The sequence below is a fragment of the Cryomorpha ignava genome, assembly GCF_010686655.1.
Classification (GTDB): Bacteria; Bacteroidota; Bacteroidia; order Flavobacteriales_D; family Cryomorphaceae; genus Cryomorpha; species Cryomorpha ignava.
In genome coordinates, this window is record NZ_JAAGVY010000027.1 from 34,353 (window position 1) to 55,668 (window position 21,316).

General features: G+C 40.4%; 16 protein-coding genes. 3 read left to right on the plus strand and 13 right to left on the minus strand.

The features are described from left to right. The first annotated feature begins 6 nt into the window (after nt 1-6). Entirely contained in the window at nt 7-1,194 is a 1,188-nt protein-coding gene (locus G3O08_RS13450; RefSeq protein WP_163285900.1) for an acetate/propionate family kinase, read from the plus strand. A gap of 474 nt (nt 1,195-1,668) precedes the next feature. Here G3O08_RS13450 and G3O08_RS13455 read toward each other — a convergent pair whose 3' ends face one another. The 11 genes from G3O08_RS13455 to G3O08_RS13505 form a co-directional block, all read right to left on the minus strand. Further along, nucleotides 1,669-3,465 carry an acyl-CoA dehydrogenase family protein gene (locus G3O08_RS13455; protein WP_163285901.1) on the minus strand — a complete coding sequence of 599 codons (1,797 nt, stop codon included), beginning with the start codon at nt 3,463-3,465 and terminating at the stop codon, nt 1,669-1,671. Nucleotides 3,466-3,675: 210 nt separating this feature from the next. Beyond that, nucleotides 3,676-4,851 carry an acetyl-CoA C-acyltransferase gene (locus G3O08_RS13460; RefSeq protein WP_163285902.1) on the minus strand — a complete coding sequence of 392 codons (1,176 nt, stop codon included), beginning with the start codon at nt 4,849-4,851 and terminating at the stop codon, nt 3,676-3,678. A gap of 77 nt (nt 4,852-4,928) precedes the next feature. After that, a complete protein-coding gene (locus tag G3O08_RS13465; RefSeq protein WP_163285903.1) occupies nt 4,929-5,312 on the minus strand; it encodes a four helix bundle protein in 384 nt (127 codons plus the stop codon). A 200-nt stretch (nt 5,313-5,512) separates the two neighbouring features. Further along, nucleotides 5,513-7,921 (minus strand): 3-hydroxyacyl-CoA dehydrogenase/enoyl-CoA hydratase family protein, encoded by a 2,409-nt coding sequence (locus G3O08_RS13470; RefSeq protein ID WP_163285904.1) that lies wholly within the window; start codon nt 7,919-7,921, stop codon nt 5,513-5,515. Between the two features lie 15 nt (nt 7,922-7,936). Next, nucleotides 7,937-8,392: a MarR family winged helix-turn-helix transcriptional regulator gene (locus tag G3O08_RS13475; protein ID WP_163285905.1), complete on the minus strand. Its 456-nt coding sequence runs from the start codon at nt 8,390-8,392 to the stop codon at nt 7,937-7,939. Nucleotides 8,393-8,713: 321 nt separating this feature from the next. Next, nucleotides 8,714-9,103, minus strand: a complete 390-nt coding sequence (locus G3O08_RS13480; protein ID WP_163285906.1) for a type II toxin-antitoxin system VapC family toxin — start codon at nt 9,101-9,103, stop codon at nt 8,714-8,716. Further along, entirely contained in the window at nt 9,100-9,309 is a 210-nt protein-coding gene (gene vapB, locus G3O08_RS13485) for a type II toxin-antitoxin system VapB family antitoxin (RefSeq protein WP_163285907.1), read from the minus strand. Before vapB ends, G3O08_RS13480 begins: the two co-directional genes overlap by 4 nt. A gap of 255 nt (nt 9,310-9,564) precedes the next feature. Further along, nucleotides 9,565-11,733 carry a choice-of-anchor L domain-containing protein gene (locus tag G3O08_RS13490; RefSeq protein ID WP_163285908.1) on the minus strand — a complete coding sequence of 723 codons (2,169 nt, stop codon included), beginning with the start codon at nt 11,731-11,733 and terminating at the stop codon, nt 9,565-9,567. A gap of 319 nt (nt 11,734-12,052) precedes the next feature. Then, nucleotides 12,053-13,183 (minus strand): ATP-binding protein, encoded by a 1,131-nt coding sequence (locus G3O08_RS13495; protein ID WP_163285909.1) that lies wholly within the window; start codon nt 13,181-13,183, stop codon nt 12,053-12,055. A 100-nt stretch (nt 13,184-13,283) separates the two neighbouring features. Then, nucleotides 13,284-15,347, minus strand: a complete 2,064-nt coding sequence (locus tag G3O08_RS13500) for a T9SS type A sorting domain-containing protein (protein ID WP_163285910.1) — start codon at nt 15,345-15,347, stop codon at nt 13,284-13,286. A 170-nt stretch (nt 15,348-15,517) separates the two neighbouring features. Then, nucleotides 15,518-15,970, minus strand: a complete 453-nt coding sequence (locus tag G3O08_RS13505) for a DUF1573 domain-containing protein (protein WP_163285911.1) — start codon at nt 15,968-15,970, stop codon at nt 15,518-15,520. A 153-nt stretch (nt 15,971-16,123) separates the two neighbouring features. Here G3O08_RS13505 and G3O08_RS13510 point away from each other — a divergent pair, with 153 nt between their 5' ends. Both G3O08_RS13510 and G3O08_RS13515 read left to right on the plus strand, forming a co-directional pair. After that, complete coding sequence (locus G3O08_RS13510) at nt 16,124-18,754, plus strand: valine--tRNA ligase (RefSeq protein ID WP_163285912.1); 2,631 nt, start codon at nt 16,124-16,126, stop codon at nt 18,752-18,754. Further along, nucleotides 18,751-19,647, plus strand: coding sequence for a Ppx/GppA phosphatase family protein (locus G3O08_RS13515; protein ID WP_163285913.1), 897 nt, complete (start codon nt 18,751-18,753; stop codon nt 19,645-19,647). Before G3O08_RS13510 ends, G3O08_RS13515 begins: the two co-directional genes overlap by 4 nt. 59 nt (nt 19,648-19,706) lie before the next feature. Here the strand turns inward: G3O08_RS13515 and G3O08_RS13520 are convergent, their stop codons facing one another. After that, a complete protein-coding gene (locus G3O08_RS13520) occupies nt 19,707-20,258 on the minus strand; it encodes a toxin-antitoxin system YwqK family antitoxin (RefSeq protein WP_163285914.1) in 552 nt (183 codons plus the stop codon). Further along, the gene (locus tag G3O08_RS13525; protein ID WP_163285915.1) at nt 20,251-21,243 is read right to left on the minus strand and encodes an isoaspartyl peptidase/L-asparaginase family protein; all 993 of its coding nucleotides are present in this window, start codon (nt 21,241-21,243) and stop codon (nt 20,251-20,253) included. The genes G3O08_RS13520 and G3O08_RS13525 overlap by 8 nt, the downstream gene beginning before the upstream one ends. Nucleotides 21,244-21,316 lie beyond the last annotated feature (73 nt).

The window sequence follows — 21,316 nt, forward strand, 5'->3', positions numbered from 1 at the left end:
AGACCTATGAATATATTGGTAATCAATTCCGGAAGTTCTTCTGTGAAATTCCAGTTAATCGAAATGCCTTCTGAAGTTTTGATTTGTAGTGGATTGGTAGAGCGGATTGGTCATGCCGATGCCATTCTAAACTATAAAACAAGAAGTGGGGTAGCCTTTCGGCAAATAGATCATATAGAATCGCATAGCGAAGGACTTCGTAAAATTGTAGAATTATTGCTTGATCCTGAAAAAGGAGTTATAGCGAATAAAGATGAAATTGCCGTGGTGGGCCATCGGGTTGTTCACGGAGGTAAGTTATTTTCAGAGACCATCTTGATCACTCCAGAAGTAAAGCAAAATATTGCGGAATATTCTGCTTTGGCGCCTTTGCACAATCCGCATAATCTGGAAGGTGTTTTGGTGGCCGAAAAGCTTTTTCCTAATGCAAAACAAGTTGCGGTTTTTGATACTGCTTTTCATCATACTATCCCTGAAAAGGCAAAAAAATATGCGATTCCAAACGAGTTTTATGAGAAGCATGGTGTTCAGGTATATGGTTTTCATGGAACGAGTCACCAGTATGTTTCCGCGAAAGCGATTGAATATTTAGGACTTAAAACATCAAAAATTATTTCTATTCATTTGGGCAATGGTTGCAGTATCACTGCGGTGATGGATGGCAAAAGTGTAGACCATAGTATGGGATTTTCGCCCTCTCCGGGTTTGATAATGGGAACCAGAGCCGGAGATATCGATCACGGTGTTATTTTCTTTTTAATCAATAATTTGGGTTACAGTGCTGATGAAGTTAACAATCTGCTCACCAGACAAAGTGGAATGCTGGGGCTTACGGGTCATATGGATTTGAGGGATATTCAGGCTGAAGCCGAAAAAGGAAATGCTCATTGTCAGCTCGCTTTAGCGATGAATGCTTATCGGATTCAAAAATATATTGGTTCGTATGTTGCTGCTATGAATGGATTGGATGCTATTGTTTTTACTGCTGGGATTGGTGAGAATTCGAAGATGATGCGTAGATTGGTTTGTGCCGATATGGATTTTTTTGGGATTGATTTGGATGATGATAAGAATGAATCTGATTCTAAAGTGATGCGGGAAATTAATGCTGCGGCTTCGAAAGTTAAGATATTGGTTATTCCTACCAATGAGGAATTGGAGATTGCTAAACAAGCTTTTGAGTTGGTGAGGTAGGTTTTTCTCTGGCCTATTTGGTTTTTCTTCAACCGCAAAGGGCACAAAGATTTTATGCAATGGCCGCAGAGGGTTTTTGTTATGAATTATGAAGAACTTGTTAGGGTTTCATGCGGTTCCGGCTTTCTTAATAGAGTCTATCATTGACGTATTGTATCAAGTGTTGATATACAGCATTTTAGTCGTGTGCGCTCCGCAGCGGTATCTACCCTGCGGAAAACATCTATAAATTATAGACTGAACATTTTAAAGCAGCGGTTATCAATATTTACTTGAAATTAATGGCCTCAGGGGTAGATTACCCAGCGGAGCAGTTTTCTAAGATTTAACGTCATCATATCCGTTTTTCAATTTTTTATTGAAGCAGATCTCGATGTGACGAACACTTAGGAATATTGTAACCTAATCCGAGAATCATATTACAAAACAAATAACCCCGCAAGATGCGGGGTTATTCACTATTCAACTATCTATTTAATAAGGAAATTTTCCTTCTTCAATCAGCGTTTGAGCAATTTGCTGACGCAATTCTTTCACGTTTTCACCATCGTTTTTAGTAAAGCGTTTTAGACCCATCAGCATCATTCGTTTCTCATCTCCCTCAACGAATGAGTTTATCGCATCTTTTGCCGCTTTGTTCATACGGTCTGCGGTGTCATAAAGCCATAATTTTGTCATGGCGATTTGATCTTTCGCAGCAGCTTCGCCTTTCATCTCAACTATTTTTTGTGTACGTAGCAAAGTGCTTTCGCTTACATAAGTCCAAATGGCCAGGTCGGCAATATTCATCAATATTTCCTGCTCTTTAGACAGGGTTTGGATTAGCTTTTGTGCGGCAGATCCTGCCACCATCAAAACAACTTTCTTAAAGTTTTCTACAACCTTTTTCTCTGCTGCAAATGCACCGTCATCACCATTTCCAAACTCGGGAATAGATGTCAATTCCTGGGCTACCTTCATTGCCGGGCCCATAAGGTCAAGCTCGCCTTTCATCGCTTTTTTCAAAAGCAAATCAACGGTGAGCATTCGATTAATTTCGTTCGTTCCTTCAAAAATACGGTTTATACGAGCATCGCGGTAAGCACGCTCTACACGTGTTTCGGCACTATAGCCCATTCCACCATAAATCTGTACACCTTCGTCGGCCACATAATCAAGCACTTCCGATCCGAAAACCTTCATCATAGCACATTCGGCTGCAAAGGCTTCGATTCCCTGAAGGATTGCATCGCCTTTGTCCATACCTTCGTCAATTCGCCTATCAATGGCGTTTTGAATGTCTTGCGCTGCACGATAGGTTGCAGATTCGAGCACATACGTGCGCATTGCCTGTTCGGCTAGCTTAAAGCGAATGGCTCCATATTTCGAAATTTGGCGACCAAATTGATGGCGCTCGTTGGCGTATTTAATGCTGTGGTTGATAATATCTTTGGAACCACCAAGAACGCCGGCTGCCAATTTAATCCGTCCGATGTTGAGTATGTTCAAAGCTATTTTAAATCCTTTTCCACGCTCGTAAAGCAGGTTTTCTACCGGCACTTTTACATCGTTGAAAAATACCTGGCGGGTAGAGCTCCCTTTAATCCCCATTTTTTTCTCTTCGGGATTTAGTTGAATACCATCTATATCGCCATCAACGATAAATGCGCTTAGGTTTTCATCATCGTCAATTTTGGCGAAAACGATGAATACATGTGCAAAACCAGCGTTGGTAATCCACATTTTCTGACCGTTAATTACGTAGTGCTTTCCATCGGCAGTAAGAATAGCCTTGGTTTTACCAGAGTTAGCATCAGATCCTGCGCTTGGCTCGGTAAGAGCGTAGCTTGCTTTCCACTCGCCTGTAGCCAGTTTTGGGATGTATTTTTTCTTTTGCTCTTCGTTTCCGTAATAGAGAATAGGAAGTGTTCCAATTCCTGTATGCGCACCATAAGCAACTGAAAACGAATGCCCTGCGCCGAGTGCATCTGCAGCAAGCATACTCGACTTAAAGTCAAGACCCAGTCCGCCGTACTCTTCTGGAATACTTATTCCCAATAGACCCAGCTCCCCGGCTTTGTCAAGCGCGTTTTGCATAAACCCTTCTTCCATGCTGTCCATTCTGTCCAGATTTGGAACAATTTCAGTCTCCAAAAAGTCGTAGCATGTTTGGGCTATCATTTTATGTTCTTCACTCCACTCTTCGGGAATGAATATGTCGGATGGGCTTGTTTCGCGAATGAGAAATTCACCTCCGCGCATTGATTTTTTCTTATCAGTTGTTGTTTCCATGTTATCTTAGTTTTTAGTTCTTGGTGATTAGTTTTTAGACATGATGCAGACTGATTTCAGTCTATTCATGTAAGATATTCCTAATCAATGCTTATTTTTATTATCAAATGGGTTGTTAATTAATTCCTTACATCATAACTTTTGCTGATGATTTTAATCTTTGGTCAAGTTAGAGTGTCCAAAAACCAAAAACTAATCACCAAAAACCAATTAATTCAGTAGCTCAAAAACTCCAGCAGCTCCTTGCCCCGTTCCAACACACATGGTTACAATTCCATATTTGTTCTTTCTACGGCGCATTTCGTTAAAGAGTTGTACACTTAGTTTTGCTCCTGTGCAGCCCAGTGGGTGACCAAGTGCAATGGCTCCACCATTTACGTTTACAATTTCTGGGTCTAAGCCCAGTTCTCGTATTACAGCAAGTGATTGTGATGCAAATGCTTCGTTTAGCTCAAATAGCTCTATGTCACTCTGTTTCAATCCAGCTTTTTTAATTGCTTCTGGAATGGCATAAATTGGCCCAACACCCATAATGCGCGGCTCTAAAGCTGCTACATGGTAGCTTTTTAGCTGAGCGATAGGAGTAAGGTTGTGCTCTTTCAGAAATTTTTCTGAAACGATCATCGTAAACGCGGCGCCATCAGATGTTTGCGAAGCATTTCCAGCTGTAACGCTACCTTTTGTGTCAAAAACAGGACGCAATCTAGCGAGTGCTTCCATATTTGTTCCGCGACGTGGCCCCTCATCAGTGTCAACAGTGTATGTGCGCGTTTGGCGTTTGTCGTCTTTCAGAAAAACTTCTTCAACTTCTATCGGAACGATATCTTCCTTAAACCGACCAGCATCAATTGCTGCCACAGCGCGATGATTTGATTGCATTGCAAAGGCATCCTGATCTTCACGTGAAACTTTGTACTCATTGGCTACAGCCTCTGCGGTAAGGCCCATGCCCCAATACCAATCTGGATCTTTTTTGGCTACAGCAGCATTTGGCACCAGGCGCCAACCTCCAAAAGGGATAGGCGACATGCACTCAACACCACCGGCAATAATACAATCGGCCATGCCAGAGTGTATTTTCGCGGAAGCGATAGCAATCGTTTCTATACCCGATGAACAATACCTATTTACGGTAACGCCCGGCACTTTTTCTGTGTCAAGACCCATAAGCGAAATCATTCGGCCCATGTTTAGACCTTGCTCGGCTTCGGGGGTTGCGTTTCCTACTATTACATCATCAATTCGCGTAACATCCAAATCTGGATGGTCGCTCAAAATTTTCTTAATTACGGCCGCGCCTAATTCATCAGGTCGCTTGAAGCGGAATACGCCTCTTGGGGCTTTTCCAACTGCTGTTCTGTATGCTGAAACTATGTATGCGTTCATATGAGAGAGTTTTTAGTTCTTAGTTTTTGGTTCTTAGTTTTTGGTGTTTGGTTTGGTGCGTGGTTTTGGAATAAAGTTTATTTCTTTTTCGACTTTTCGTCATCAATTGATTTTTGAACTGCTCTTTTAAGCTTATAAATCATTTTATGCAATACTTCCAATTTTAGCTGTAGTGCTTCAAAATCCGCATCCAAAAAGAATTTCAATTTATTAGCGATAATTAATTGTGTATTTAATTCGGCGGCAGAACCGCTGGCAATACTTAAAAATCGGTTAAATTCAAGTTGACTGTTTCTTCCTGCACCTTCAGCAATATTGCTTGGAATTGAAACTGCCGATCTTTTAATTTGATCTGAAAGTCCGTAAAGTTCCTGCTTCGGAAAAACTTTCACTTTTTCGTAAATTTCAACAGATAGTTCTACTGAGTCGTTCCATATTTTTAATTCTCTATAATTATTCATAATGCACGTTTTTAAAGGTTTCTGATAATTTCTAATTTGATGTTTTGATTGAATTAAGTCATCCAATAACCAAGCACCAAAAACCAAAAACCATTCTCAATTTCAATAATCACATTCTAAAGATTTCTATTTTTTGAAGTTCAATATTTGCATTGAAGTAAGTCTTCCAAAAACCAAACACCAAGAACTAAAAACCAATATCAATTCCTCAACACCTTCCCTTTCTGCACCATAGATTGTAATCTCTCCAAGGTTTTACGCTCCTGACACAGTTCTACAAAGGCACGTCTTTCAAGTCCAAGCAAGTAATCTTCACTCACTTCGGTAATTTCAGATAAGTCTCCACCAGCCATAACAAATCCAAGCTTCTCGCTAATAAGCTGATCGTGCTCTGAAATATAATGTCCAGATTTCATGCTGTTTGCACCTACGTAAACGATTCCAAGAGCTTCTTTTCCAAGCACTTTCACATCTTTACGTTTGATTGGCTTCGTATATCCTTTTTGCGCAAGCAAAAGTGCCGCCTGTTTGGCGTAAGCCAACTGATCATCGCGGTTTACAACCACCTCGTCAATGCCTTCTCTTAGGTAACCCAAATCAAATGCTTCGTAAGCCGAAGTAGAAACCTTGGCTTGACCGACTGTCAAAAACCGGTTTCTAAAAGTGTTTATTCTAATATCTCCATCGTGCATGGCGTCACCTGCTCGCATAGCGAACTCTTTGGTTCCGCCACCACCTGGGATAACGCCAACGCCAAATTCAACCAATCCCATGTACAGCTCTGCATGAGCAATTACTTTATCGGCGTGCAAACATAGCTCGCAACCGCCACCAAGCGCCATTTGGTGTGGTGCAGCCACAACCGGAATGCTTGAATAGCGCATACGCATCATTGTGTTTTGAAATGAGCGTATGGCAAATTCCAACTCGTCGTATTCCTGCTCTGCAGCCATCATGAAAATCATTCCCACGTTGGCTCCAGCGCTAAAATTGTCGCCTGTATTCGAAACAACCATTCCTTTGTATTCGGCTTCCGCCAAATCAACTGCTTTGTTGAGTCCCTCTAATACGTCGCCACCAATGGTATTCATTTTGGTGTGGAATTCAACGTTGATTATTCCATCGCCAAGGTCTTTGATTGTTACGCCAGAGTTTTTCCAGATTATACCTTCTTCAGTAATATTGTCAAGGAAAATCTGACCTTCAAGCGTTGGAACTTCTTTATAAGTTTTAGAAGGGATATCGTAGAAATATTTCGTTCCTTTTTCAATTTTATAAAAGCTTTCTTTTCCGGAGTCAAGCATCTCTTTAACCCAGCTATTAACTTTTAAGCCGGCTTCTTCCATGTTTTTCATGACTTTTTTCACCCCAATGGCGTCCCATTTTTCAAAAGGACCCATTTTCCAGCCAAAACCGGCACGTAAACCAGCATCGATTTTATAAAGTTCGTCTGTTATTTCTGGAATGCGGAAGGAAACATAGCTAAACAAACCGTTGAACGATTTGCGGTAAAACTCACCCGCTTTATCTTGGCCACCATAAAGCATTGGTAGTCGCTTGGCCAGATTTGATTCTGCCTTGGTCATTTCCAAAGTAGGGAATGTTGTTTTTTTCTGCTCGCCATATTCCAAAGTTTCCAGGTTGAGCGATAAAATATCAGATTTACCACCTTCGCCTTTCACTTTCTTATAAAAGCCCTGGTCAGATTTGCTACCAAGCCATTTGTTGTCAACCATTTTCTGAACGTAATCTGGAATGGCAAAGACTGCATTTCGCTCATCATCTTTACAATTGTCTTTTACCCCATTTGCAACGTGCACAAGCGTGTCAAGACCAACCACATCGGCTGTTCTAAAAGTTGCAGATTTGGCATGACCAATAACTGGCCCGGTTAGCTTATCAATATCTTCTACCGAAAGTCCAAGCTCTTTCACCAAATGGAAAATCTCCATAATGGAATAAACGCCTACGCGGTTGGCGATAAAAGCTGGGGTATCTTTACAAAGCACTGTTTCTTTTCCAAGAAAACGAGACCCGTATTCCATCAAAAAGTCAATTACTTTTTCGTCTGTTTTCGGGCCTGGAATTATCTCCATCAGACGCAAATATCGCGGTGGATTAAAAAAGTGGGTTCCACAGAAATGGTTTTGGAAATCTTCGCTGCGGCCTTCGCTCATCAAGTGAATAGGAATACCCGATGTATTAGATGTAATCAAGGTACCTTCCTTGCGATGCTTTTCTACGTTTTCGAAAACCTGTTTCTTAATATCAAGGCGCTCTACAACCACTTCTATAATCCAGTCAACTTCGCCAATGCGCTTCATGTCATCATCAAAGTTTCCTGTTTCTATTCGGCTCGCAAATTTCTTATCGTAAATAGGAGATGGGTTGCTTTTGAGTGCCGCTTGAAGCGAATCATTTACGATTCTGTTTCGCACTTTCGGATTTTCCATATCCATTCCAGCACTTTTTTCTTTATCGTTTAGCTCTCGCGGCACAATGTCTAAAAGCAAAACCTGTACGCCAATATTGGCAAAATGGCAGGCAATTCGCGATCCCATAACTCCGGATCCAAGAACTGCTACTTTTTCAATTTTTCTCTTGCTCATGGTATATTCTTTATTTTATCGGGTTCTCATTTTTTTATCAGAAAATATGGTCTTTTCTTCAAGTAATTCATTCATTTGAGTAGCGACTTCAAAAAAAGTTTTCAATTTCTCTGGCTCAATATTACTTTGAAGGTAAGCATTAAGGCGCAAAACCACTTCGCGTGACGTATCGCGGTATTTTTTACCCTCTTCGGTTAAATGTATCAGAACTAGTCGGCCATCATTTTCAGACTGGGTTCTGCTTATAAGCCCTTTTTCTTCCATTGTTTTCAAAGTGCGCGTAAGGCTGCGCGATTCAATGCCCATTTTTGGGCCGAGCTTGGTGCTCGGCGTGCCTTCTTTGTCGATGTTTAGCAAAATATAGCCTACCGACATGGTACCAGTAAACTTGGCAGCTTCTACATTATACAGTCGCATAATCTTCTGCCACAGCCACCTAAGGTGAAAATCAATGGTTTCTTCAGGTTTCATTCTCGTAAAGATATAAATAAAAAAGGTATGCACGCATACCTTTACTGTTAAAATGTAATATGGCGGTTTTTAGGAATTGTTACTTTAGTTAATGGTAAGTGCAGAATGGGCTTGTTTTCTATGTGACAATCATTTCAAAAAAAAGCTTCTTGACATTATGCCCGTTTCTACCGGGCTCCCTTGATCATTTCATCCATAATAAAAGACGTTGCTTTTGTTTCAAAGTCGTAGCGTTTTCTTTGCCAAGCCTGCAGTACTTGTAGTCTATGAACTCATCCAACTATTTTAGTTAACTGCTCAAATATTATAGTTCTTCATTGCCTATTTTTCCCAAACCGTTGGTGTGTCGTAATTTTCAATTTGACTATCTTTTGTCACAATTATCATTTTTTCACTCATAGCCTGAGCAATAATAATCCGATCAAATGGATCTTGATGGTGAAATGGTAAACTTGCATTTCTCAATATGTGGTTCGTTGTTACAGGGATTGCATCAAATCCTGTTTCTTCAATTATATTGAAAATGGTCTTCAAATCAGATTTTAAGTCAAGCCTTCCTATCGAATTTTTGATTCCTATTTCCCAGTAAGTGGCAATGCTCACAAAACAGCGGTTCTCTTTATTCTCAATAATCGTTTTGGTCTTTTGGGGCAACTTTTCATTATCGGTTATAAACCAAATTAAGGTATGGGTATCCAGTAGTAAATTCATTTCAAATAAGGGTCAAAACCTTCAATTGGATCATCAAAATTATCTTTCATCGCAATAAGTCCCTTGGCTTTACCAGCTATTCTCTTGCTGTTTTGTTTATCTTTCTTTTTTGACCTGAATTTCAAATAATCTATAAAATCTGATACTTCAGCTTTCAAACTTGAAGGCAATTCAGCCAATTTCGCATACAATTGAATGTCCGTCATGATTTTGTGCTTTAACTTCAAATTTATACATTTTTTTCATGGTTATCTCAAATAGTGTTGGGTCACACATCAATGAACCCCTGAAATTCAAGTGGCGTAATAATTTCATCAAAAGCTTACGCATAAGCGTTGAGACGATATTTGTGTTTAATTCCTAAACTTCTTAATTTACAGTGAGTCCGAGTCTTTTACAAAACCTTTTTCGATTGTTCTATATAAGATTGAAATTTGGATCGCTATTTTTCCGTTTTCAAATCAATATTTCACAAATTTCTGCACGCCAAGGCTATTTTCGTCATCACCAATCAATTGAATAAAGTAAACCCCAGTATCTAAATTCGACACATCGGCATTCACCCTATTCCCAGAGACTCGTTGAGACTTTACCAAGGCACCCAGCATATTGTAAAAGCGCAGTTCCGTAAAGTGGTTTTCTGCAATAATATTTACTACTCCCGTGTTATTGGGGTTGGGATATATTGTAAAACGGGTTTTGGCGTGATCTTCTATTGCGGTTGGCACTATTAAAGTTGTACTTACCATATTGGTGATTATCGGCTCGTTAAAATCAAAGAAAATTGCCGCTTCGTTGAGTATAGATTCGTTCACCTGCATATTGGAATAAGGTGCAATTCTAAAGGAAATAAATCCCTGACTTCCCAAAAAGTCGGCACCGCTATCGGGCAGCATTATGTTTTCGAAAAGCACCGTTAAGGTATCAGTATTAAATTCCAGATCATAACCTTGATGCGAGGTGGCAACAAATTGCATCGTGGACATGTCGAGCTGATCAATTGGTAAAACATCCTCAATTTTAACGTTGTGAGCTTCTGCAGTTCCGGTATTCATAAAGCGAATGGTGTAATCGAGTTTTTTGCTTTCTGTGATAAACTGCGGAACAATAAACGCATCACTTACCTGCTTGTCATTCGGGTCAAAAGAGCCTATAATTATTTCGGTATAAACAAAAGAATTGTTTAATGGTGTCTCATCACTACCATCAAATGATATTGAAACATTGGTGACAATGGAGGAATCCAATATGGCAGTTTGGTTCACTAAATAATCAACATAAAAAGTGAAATTTTCCTGTGGGCAAATTTCATCCAGATTGTATGATAAGGAATTGGTATTTTCAACAATTCCCACAAGATCTGAACCAATGTAGGCAAGGTTTGTATCCACGCTTATGTCAATATCGCTATCGGTGATGCATACAGTACCTTCATTTTTGAAATTATAATAAATTCTATGCTCAAAGCCCGGCGCCGGCGAAGAAGTGGCATGAACGGAATGCACAGTCAAATCTGAAAAGCTACCCAATGAATTTAGAATAAAGTTAGCCGTTTCACTACCACCTGCCGCGTCAAATTGAAAAGGGACGGGGTTGGTTACAATAGAATAATAATTCGGCACTTCAACCAAGGAAATATCTCCCTGCAAAAGTGGCTCGCACAAGCTGTAATGGCCATTTTCATTGGTAAACGCATAGGAGCCTGCGCTCTGGCCTTGAATTAATTTGTCGGCAAAACGTAATTCATTTGTCTCTGCAGTGTCATTGTTGTTGGCATCTTCAAATACTTTTCCGCTCAGGGAACCCCAGTCTAGGCATGGGCCAAGCTCAGCTTTGGCTTCTAAGAAAACAGCGCTATCAAAGGCACCGTCCAAGGCGTCACCAATTGCCAATTTAATATGGTAGGTTTCGCCAAAGGTCACAGTTGTTTTGGCTTCTAAGGTCACTGTGAGGCCATTCATCACAAAATTATCTTGGGGCGGATTGTTGGGTATAAAGTAAATTGAATCATCAATCCAATTTGGATTTGCATCTTCACAAATACTTGCATTGCCTGGATTGCTCGATTGACCAGAGTTAAGTGTGTTTATGGATACGGGAATCTGAGACTCGGGAATTATTGCCAGATTAATTGAATTATTTGAAAATGGACCACTTATGCCTGGGCCGCTAATAAGCAAAGCAAATGGATCATTAAACTGAGAGCAAGTAAAGCTAGCATATTCATCACTGGCAAAGGAATAAAAGAAGCTCAAGGTATCGGCGTACACCGTTATGTCAAATTCCACTATGGCAGCATCATTTATATTCTGTCCAGATATGGTCATAAGGTCGGGGTCATTTACTATTGTATTGGTTAAAAAACCGCCAAATTCACCAACGATAGACTGCGCACTTCCAGTTACCATTACAAGCCCGGAATCAATAGGAATTACGGAGTTATTATTTTGAAAAAATGAAAATTGAGTGCTGTCACCTGAAAAAGTAACATTGGTGATGTCCACATTGTCCCCATTAAAAATAGCCTCGACTAATTCTTGTGGGGTATGGTTAAGGTTGTTTACGAATAATTGAGCCGATGCATATTGCATTGTTAAGATAGCGGCAATAAAGAAGTAAAGCTTTTTCATGGGAAGGTTATAAGAGATTGATGCAAGCAATATAAGAAAAATTAATTAACTTTTTTTTACGTTTGACTGGACGAAATAAAAATGAATTGGTTGTATAAGTATAGGTTTTGTAGCATCCCCGGTTAGGTTTAAATCTAGTTCTCGATAAATTAAAAAAGAGAAAGCCAATGAATGAAGGGGTTTTGCTTGAGTATGATTTGAGAGCTGCTCTTATAATCGTGATTCGTATTTTATTTCGGGTTACTCATTTAAATCGCGAGTTCATGTAACTAAATATAGATCAGAATTACTAATGATCGTGTATTTAACATAGATCAGATCACACATTAATAAACTCTTGAAATTCGAGCGGAGTTATAATCTCAGTAATAGCATCGGGATAAGCATTTGTAAAGGCACGCGTAATTTTATGCTCCTTATTTCTGTTCCATTTCATTTCAAAACCATATAGTTCGTTTTTAAACTCTTCCAGATAATCAACTTCGCTTTGGTTGTAGTTTCTCCAAAAATAACTATTCATACGCTCATCTTTATAAGCCTTCATTTTCATCCGTTCTGAGACGATGAAATTCTCCCAAAGTTTGCCGTGGTCGTTTCGCAGTTCCAGCGGATTGAAGTCGTTGATCACAGCATTTCGAACACCATTGTCCCAAAAATAGACTTTTGACATTTTCGAAACTTCTTTTCGCGGATTCTTACTGTATGCGTTAAGTCTGAAAATAACGAATGCTTTTTCTAAGAGATCAACGTAGTTTTCTATGGTTTCAGCTTTCACTTTTAAGGTGTTGGCCAATTCATGGAAAGATACTTCCGAACATACCTGATAGGCAAGAAGTTTTAAAAGTGATTCTAAAAGCTGGGGTTTGCGAATGTCTTTCCATACCAAAACATCTTTGTAAAGATATTGATCGCTCAAGTTGTTTAAAATCATTTCGGCATCTGGCTTATGGTTTACCACATCTGGATAAGAACCAAAAACAAGATGAAAAGGCAGTGCTTGTTCCCATTCAAATGCTGATTTTCCGGGGTACATTTCGGCCATTGCGAGTGGGTAAAGGTGAAAAAGAAACTGACGCCCGGTGAGTGGTTCAAATACTGTTTCTGAAATGTCTAAAGCAGACGAACCCGTTGCCACAAACTGAACTCCTTTGAAGTTATCGACAAGTAATTTGAGCAGCAGCCCTGGATTTACAATTCTTTGAACTTCATCTATTACGACTAGTTTGTAATTTCCAATCACAGCTTTTAAACTCTGAAGCGAAGGGTTCGTCAATCTCTCACGCAGGGCTTGTTCATCGGCATTTAGCCAAAGCATTTCCGTTTTGTTTTGAAATAAGTCTTGAAGTAGTGTGGTTTTGCCAACTTGTCTGGCGCCGGTTATAACCAGAACTTTTCCCTTAAAAAGCTGTTTTTCCAGCCTTCGTTTTAAAAGTCTATCAATCACTTGCATACCCTAAAAGTATGAAATTTTCCGTTATATCGGAAATATTAGTACTAATTTTTCCGTTGTACTGGAAAAATTCATTGTTTCGACATTTTCAAGGTGTGTTCTATTCCACCGTTAGCTTTCGCGAAAGCTGAAACTCATCACTAATAACGGTATAGGTGTATATGCCGGCCGCTAAATCACCGCGCTGAAAATTGTAGGTGCGTGGAATTCCCGCAGACGTAATACCCATATTTCTGCTGAAAACCAGCTTTCCGGTTAAGTCTCTTACTTGTAATTCTATTTGTGATGTTTTATTGGTTCGAAACTGTATTGTGGTTTCATCGTGAAAAGGATTTGGATAGTTTTGAACCAGTTCCAATCCATTTTTTGAACTTACTTTTTCTAAGCCCACTGCTGTTTGCGTTATCAGGCGTATTGGCAATATTATTCCAACACCATTTGCAGTGTCGCCTAGTGCTTCCCAGTTTCCGATGTTAAAATCATAACGCACAGATCCATACGGTTCTTCTGTAACTCCTACGGGTTGATAAACAATTCCAACAGGAGCGACTGGTACGCGCATTTCTGCCTGATAAATATCAGAAGGGTTGACCAGAATCGGGTAGGGGAATTCAAATGATGTCCAGTTAAATTCGTTGCCGTCATCCGGATTCCACAAGTTATCTTGGGTTATAATGTGTTCCAGCGAGGTATCATCGTAGAATACCGGTTCTTCTGAATCATAGAAAACAGACGTAAAAGTGGAGGGGTTATTTGTTTCCTTTAGTACAGACCCACTCCTTAAATTGAAATAAACCAATTGATTAACTTCAGTTTCGGCCACCTCTTGGTCATAAAGAAAAACTGTTTCTATACCGGTTATTATTTTGTATTCATCTGGCCCTGTTGGTTCTGGAAAGGCATAAACGGTACCTAAAATAACATCTTCGGCTACGTCTGTCAGAGTGCTTTCGTATACCTCACGGCCATTTTGAATAACCGCACCCGGAAGATTGAAATCATCGGTAATAAAAACACTTCTAGTTTCTCCCAGATTGTCTTCAGGAATGGCGTCTTCGTTATCCTGACTTAGGATATAATAAAAAACATATTCGCCGGGAAGGATGGGCGAAGCAATTTCATTGAAAGCGATCTCGTCGAGTTGAATCGTATCTGTAACTCCCGGTGCTAAGTTAATGGGCTGTGATGAAAAAGTTTCAGGAATATCGCCGCCGGGAATAATTACAGAAACGGTTAATATGACATTGTTTTGAGTTGTAGAACCAGCATTTGTTACCTCTGCGGCAAAATTAAGCTTGCTGGCAAAATAGTCGGGCTGTCCCTCGTATTCCAGACTTCGGTAATACGCCAGAGGAGAGATCTGATTTGTTTCAAAATCGCTGATTTTCGTGAAGTACTCGTTGTAAAAGGTTTTGCCTGCCACGAGGTCATTTTCGGGCAGTGCTTCTATTTTAATATCATCGAGCATCCAGAAAAAATGAGAGTTACCTCCATTCCAACGATACCTGATGCGGCAATCTGAGATATCGCTCACTCCCGCCAATAATGAAGAGAGGTTAAAAGTCATGCTCTGATCATTTGGCTCCTCAAGCGGGAATTCGAGCTGGCTTTCAAAGCCGAGATCTGTCCAGCTATTTCCACCATTGGTGCTAAACTCTACTTTCACAAATCCAGAAAAATTTGAGCAGCAAATTTTTGAAAAAGTGTAAAACGTCAATGTTGAAAATGGATTGCCGGTAAGATTAATAGGAGGCGATTCTAAAATTGAAAAAATAGGATTTGTAGTAGCCGTGCCTTCAGGAAAAGTTGGTGTAGCGGTAGAATTAAATCTATCAGCGTCAAGCATTGCTATTCCATTAAAGCGGGTAGGCGAACTAATTAAAGCCGTATTTTCAAAGAACAATGGAATGTGTTGGCCATACAAAGGGCTGGCATTTGGAAGAGGCGCTGACGAATTATATTGGCCGGCAGCCGTTTTAAACCAAAGCTCACCATGGATGAGGCCAAAAGTCCAGCTACCATCTGTGCCATCAAATCCATTGCTGAAATCTTCAGACCACAATACATCATTATCGCGACTGGTAGATGATTTGTTTATGTTTTGTGATAGGGATTGAAAAGTAAAAGTAAGAGTAAATAGAGCGAGGAGAAAGACAGCTTTCATATTTAGATTTTTAATTAAATAGCTGCTAAAAGTACTTTTTTTTAGGCGAATAGGCATCAGCGCTTACTCAAACCACAAGATATTAACAGAAATAAGGACAATAAAAAACCGCATCGGCAGCTTTCGCCACCGATGCGGTTCTTTTTCACACTTAATACTAAACCAATATTTTAGTTAGTCATAGGAGCCATTGTTTCCTTTTTTACCGGAGCATCGCCGGCATTTTCAGAAGCAATTACATTACCTTTAATGCGTACTACCTTTGATTCTGCATTTGTTGCATTAGAAGAGATTGTAACAGATTTATTAATCGGTCCAACTCGTTTTGTATCGTATTTTACTGACATTACTGCAGAAGCACCAGGCATAATTGGTTCTTTTGGCCATTCTGGAACTGTACATCCACAAGATCCTTTAGCACGAGAGATAATTAGCGGCTCAGTACCATTATTAGTAAGTTTGAACTCAGATGTACCATTTCCACCTTGCTTAATAGTTCCGTAGTCATGTACTTCTTTGTCAACAGTAAGTTGTGGTCCACCGGTTACAGGTTTTGCTTCTTGAGAAAAGCCTGACAATGCAGCCAAAGCGACCATGGCGATAGATAAGAATAGATTTTTCATTTTATTTAGTTTTGTTTTGATGAGATAAAAGTACGCAACAGGGAATGTTATGTTCTATTCCTTAACAAAACTTTAACATGCATTATAAATATCCTTCCCTCGCTGCATTTTTCTAAATTTGCACGGATTTTGACGTTCTACCTTCACCCTCATATGGAAATAGCTAAAGTTTACAACCCTTCACAACTTGAATCTAAATGGTATAAGTATTGGATCGAGCACAGATATTTTAATTCTGTTCCAGACGATAGAGAGCCCTATACTGTCGTAATTCCACCGCCAAATGTTACTGGCGTATTGCATATGGGCCATATGCTCAACAATACCATCCAGGATATTTTGGTTCGCAAAGCGCGCATGGAAGGCAAAAATGCTTGCTGGGTTCCGGGTGTTGATCATGCATCTATCGCCACGGAAGCCAAGGTAGTGCAAAAACTACGTGCCGAAGGAATTAAAAAGAGCGATTTGAGCCGCGATGAGTTTATGACCCATGCCTGGGAATGGAAAAACAAGCACGGCGGTATAATTCTGGAACAGCTCAAAAAGCTCGGTGCCAGCTGCGACTGGGAGCGAGAATCGTTTACAATGGATCCCGATTATTCGCGGAGCGTAATAGATACCTTTATTGATTTGTATCAAAAGGGGTTGATCTATCGCGGAAAGCGCATGGTAAACTGGGATCCTTCTGCAAAAACGGCCCTTAGCGATGAAGAGGTAATTCACAAAGAAGTAGATTCTAAACTCTATTATGTTCAATATAAAATAGTTGGAAGCGATAATGAGTACGTAACGATTGCAACTACACGTCCTGAAACCATTTTGGGCGATACTGCCATTTGTGTAAACCCTAAAGATGAGCGGTTTACCCATTTGCATGGGAAAAAAGCAATTGTGCCTCTTGTAAATCGGGAAGTTCCGATTATTGCTGATGAGTACGTTGATATGGAGTTTGGTACGGGCTGTTTGAAAATCACGCCTGCGCACGATACCAATGATTATGATTTGGGTAAAAAGCACGATCTCGAAACAATTGATGTGCTAAATGCTGACGGTACCATGAGCGAGGCAGCTCAATTTTACATTGGCGAAGACCGCTTTGAAGTACGCAAGAAAATAACCAAGGATCTCAAAGAATCGGGCAACCTGATTAAAGAAGAGTCTTATAAAAACAAGGTAGGATATTCTGAGCGCACAGATGTACCCATAGAGCCGCGCATCTCGCTACAGTGGTTTGTGAAAATGGAAGAGTTTAGCAAGCCGGGGCTAGAGCACGTCATGAATGACGATGTAAAGTTTTGGCCGCCAAAGTTTAAAAATTCGTACCGCCACTGGATGGAAAATGTAAAAGACTGGTGTATTTCACGTCAGCTTTGGTGGGGCCATCGCATTCCCGCATTTTATTTTGGTGAGGGCGAAGCCGATTTTATTATCGCTACCAGCCGCGAAGATGCCATGGAAAGATTAAATGCTCTGGGAAAAGTAGTTAATCCCGAACATTTAAAACAAGACGATGATGTACTCGATACGTGGTTTTCGTCATGGCTTTGGCCAATTTCGGTTTTCAATGGCTTTTATTCTGACGAAGAAATAGATTATTATTATCCGACCAATGATTTGGTTACGGCTCCCGAAATTATGTTTTTCTGGGTGGCGCGAATGATTATTGCCGGATACGAGTACCGTGGCAAGAAGCCGTTTGAAAACGTGTATTACACAGGAATTGTGCGCGATCAGCAAGGTCGAAAAATGAGCAAATCGCTTGGAAATTCTCCTGACCCAATTAAGCTGATGGAGCAATACGGTGCCGATGGTGTACGTATGGGAATGCTCTTTGCTTCGCCTGCCGGCAATGATTTGCTTTTTGACGAATCGCTTTGTGAGCAGGGGCGAAACTTTTCTAATAAAATATGGAATGCTCTAAGGCTTTTAAAAAGCTGGACACCTGAAGATAAACCGGCTCCTGAAGTGGCAAACCTCGCCTTAAATTGGATGGACAATAGGATGAGCCAGATAGTGGAAGAGATAAACGAACATTATTCAAAATTCCGTATTTCGGATGTGGTAATGACGTGTTATAAATTTGCCTGGAACGACTTCTGCAGTTGGTATCTTGAAGCGGTAAAACCAAACTATGGCGAGACTATTGATTCGCACACGCTCGGTCGGGTGGTAAATCATTTTGAAACCCTCCTTAAACTCTTGCATCCACTTACACCTTTTATTACCGAAGAAATATGGGATTTGCTCGATGAGCGAAATTCGCCACAAGACCGAGTGGTAGTAGCACGTTGGCCATTGATTACAGCATACGACTCTACTTTTATAGATGGGTTTACGCGGGCAACTGAGCTTATAACCCATGTAAGAAACATTAGAAAACAAAACAATATTCCCAATAAAGTTGCAGTTGATCTTTTCATACGCGACGATGAAGAAGCTGATAGCGTTTTTTATCCATTGCTAAAAAAGCTCGCCAATATTGATACTTGTCACCGCAATACCGAAATGCCCGCCGAAGCATTCACATTTGTACTGGGACGAGCAGAATATGCAGTGCCTTACGGCGAAGAGGTGGATGTGGAAGCGCAAGTGGTCAAAATGCGCGAAGAGCTTGGGTACACCCGCGGATTTTTGAAAGCTGTTCAGCAAAAACTTTCGAATGAACGTTTTGTAAACAATGCTCCAGATCAGGTCGTACAAGTTGAGAAAACAAAAGAGGCAGACGCTTTGGCAAAAATAGCCTTGATAGAAGAAAAATTAAAGACAATGGGGGAAGCGTTTTGAGGTTTGCCGCTATAGACATAGGTTCCAATGCAGTGCGTTTGCTTATTGCAGATGTAATTGAAACCGAAAAAGATTTATCGATTAAGAAACTATCGCTTACCCGCGTACCCATTCGTTTGGGGGCATCGGTATTTGATACCGGAAAAATTACGAGCAGCAAGGCAAAGGCATTGGCGAAAACAATGAAAGCCTTCCGTTATTTAATTGATGTATATAACGTAAAAGATTTCAGGGCATGTGCTACATCTGCCATGCGCGAAGCGGATAATGCTGAAGAGGTTATAGAGAAAGTACACGAATATTCGGGAATTAATATTGAACTCATAAATGGCCACACCGAGGCCAATATGATATTTTCGACTTTTAAGACACAGAAACTTGACCCCATGCAAAACTACCTTTACATAGATGTTGGGGGTGGTAGCACCGAAATAACATTGCTTAAGCACGGCAAACGTATTAGTGCGCGTTCTTTTAAAATAGGAACAGTACGGATTTTAAAGGGAAAGGTAAAACCAAAACTTTGGGACGAAATGCGACAGTGGGTTGCTAAAATTACAGCCAACGAAACCAATGTAACTGCCATAGGTACAGGAGGAAATATCAACAGATTATTTAAAATGAGTAAGCTGGGATATGGCGAGCTGATGACCCGTGACCAACTCGAAAAACTTCATGCCGAAATTAAGGCGATGCCATTTAAGCAACGCATTGAAAAACTTCGACTTAGGCCAGACCGTGCAGATGTAATTGTACCAGCAGGTGAGATATTTACCACGATTTTGAATGTTGCTAAAATTGACAAGATGTCTGTTCCAAAAATCGGACTTTCAGACGGTATAGCACTTTATTTGTACCGGCAGCATGTGGCGAGTATTAAAACAAAAGTTTAGAGTAGGTTCTATCAATTTTGTTTTTCGGTTATTCTATTTGAGCTTTTAAAAAGTGGGTTTCATTCCCACTCCTTAAAGTGCATTTGCTGCTTTATCAGGGTACCATTTACGTAATCGTACTCTTTTGCAAGCCTGCCTTGCTCGTCCCAAACCAATACTTTTCCATCTAAAGTATTCTCGCTAAAATTACGTTCAGTATATTTTCCACCTCCTTCGTACCACGATTTCCAAACGCCTTCTTTGCTTCCGTTTTTATAAGTGTAATCGTATTTCAGCTGTCCATTTTTATAGTACTCTTTGTATTCACCATCATCCTCTCCATTTAAAATACTTCCTGTTTTTTCAGGCTGCCCATTTTCAAAATAAACTGTCCAAATGCCTTCTTTCTTGCCCTCGATAACAGCTGTTTCAGTGTGTTTATTTCCATTGGGATACCACGAGCAGATTTTCCCCGAAAGGGGCACCATATGGTAATAAGTTAAACCGTTTGTTGATTCAGTTTCGCTTAATGCTATACACGTTGCCTCTCCATTTTCACTATTATCAGAGCCTTTCGGGGATTGGGCGCAGGAATGAATTAAAATCAGTAAAACTAAAACCGTTTTACTCATCGCCATAAATCATGACTTTTTCGTCAGTTGCATTTTTGTATCCGCGATACATTCCCGGAGTGTTAAAAACCAATTCAAAATTTCCGTCCTTGTCCATGGCGATAATTCCACCTTGGGCATTCATTCCGCTAAGGTGTTCATTAACCGTATATTCTGCTGCTTCTTTTAGGGTTTTTTTACCAAATTTCATCTGGTCAGAAATTTCTTTCGCTACGCCAATGCGAATAAAATACTCGCCGTGACCGGTACACGACACGCCACATGTTTCATTGTCGGCATAGGTTCCGGCGCCAATAATTGGGCTGTCGCCAATGCGGCCGTATTTCTTATTCATCATACCACCGGTAGACGTTCCGGCTGCAATATTCCCATCTTTATCTAATGCTACGCAGCCCACGGTTCCAAATTTCGAAAATTTTGATTTCGGTACATTGCTACCTTCTCCCTTATGCGATTCGTCCCATCTTTTTTGGATACGGGGCGTGGTGAAGTAAGTATTATCTACCATCTCAAGACCTTCTTGTTTGGCAAATTCTTCTGCGCCCTCGCCTGCCAGCATTACGTGAGGTGAGCGCACCATAACTGTTCGCGCGGCGAGAATCGGACTTTTTACGGTTTTAACTCCGGCCACCGCACCGGCGTTCAGGTCTGATCCATCCATTATTGAGGCATCAAGCTCGTGGGTGCCAACATCTGTCATTACGGCGCCCTTTCCGGCATTAAACTCGGGGCAATTTTCCAATAGCGTTATGGTTGCTTCTACAGCATCTACAGCAGTACCTCCATTTTCTAATACGGCATATCCGGCATTTAGCGCATCTTGAAGCGCTGTTCGAATAATGGTTTCTAAACTATCTGAAAGCAAATGACGTTCTATAGTACCGGCACCACCGTGAATGACAATTGCAGGGCGATTTATGGTCTGGCCAAATACATTTCCCGAAAGGGCAAATAGAACAAAAATGAGTGAAAATGTGAGTTTCATTGTGTTGAGAATCAGGATTCAAATAATTAACTACTTATGTGTTTACAATTCAAATTAAGTACTATAACTTTGT

Coding starts and splice junctions, on each gene's coding strand:
- G3O08_RS13450 (WP_163285900.1), top strand. CDS start 7: ATGAATATATTGGTAATCAATTCCGGAAGTTCTTCTGTGAAATTCCAG.
- G3O08_RS13455 (WP_163285901.1), bottom strand. CDS start 3,465: ATGGAAACAACAACTGATAAGAAAAAATCAATGCGCGGAGGTGAATTT.
- G3O08_RS13460 (WP_163285902.1), bottom strand. CDS start 4,851: ATGAACGCATACATAGTTTCAGCATACAGAACAGCAGTTGGAAAAGCC.
- G3O08_RS13465 (WP_163285903.1), bottom strand. CDS start 5,312: ATGAATAATTATAGAGAATTAAAAATATGGAACGACTCAGTAGAACTA.
- G3O08_RS13470 (WP_163285904.1), bottom strand. CDS start 7,921: ATGAGCAAGAGAAAAATTGAAAAAGTAGCAGTTCTTGGATCCGGAGTT.
- G3O08_RS13475 (WP_163285905.1), bottom strand. CDS start 8,392: ATGAAACCTGAAGAAACCATTGATTTTCACCTTAGGTGGCTGTGGCAG.
- G3O08_RS13480 (WP_163285906.1), bottom strand. CDS start 9,103: ATGAATTTACTACTGGATACCCATACCTTAATTTGGTTTATAACCGAT.
- vapB (WP_163285907.1), bottom strand. CDS start 9,309: ATGACGGACATTCAATTGTATGCGAAATTGGCTGAATTGCCTTCAAGT.
- G3O08_RS13490 (WP_163285908.1), bottom strand. CDS start 11,733: ATGAAAAAGCTTTACTTCTTTATTGCCGCTATCTTAACAATGCAATAT.
- G3O08_RS13495 (WP_163285909.1), bottom strand. CDS start 13,183: ATGCAAGTGATTGATAGACTTTTAAAACGAAGGCTGGAAAAACAGCTT.
- G3O08_RS13500 (WP_163285910.1), bottom strand. CDS start 15,347: ATGAAAGCTGTCTTTCTCCTCGCTCTATTTACTCTTACTTTTACTTTT.
- G3O08_RS13505 (WP_163285911.1), bottom strand. CDS start 15,970: ATGAAAAATCTATTCTTATCTATCGCCATGGTCGCTTTGGCTGCATTG.
- G3O08_RS13510 (WP_163285912.1), top strand. CDS start 16,124: ATGGAAATAGCTAAAGTTTACAACCCTTCACAACTTGAATCTAAATGG.
- G3O08_RS13520 (WP_163285914.1), bottom strand. CDS start 20,258: ATGAGTAAAACGGTTTTAGTTTTACTGATTTTAATTCATTCCTGCGCC.
- G3O08_RS13525 (WP_163285915.1), bottom strand. CDS start 21,243: ATGAAACTCACATTTTCACTCATTTTTGTTCTATTTGCCCTTTCGGGA.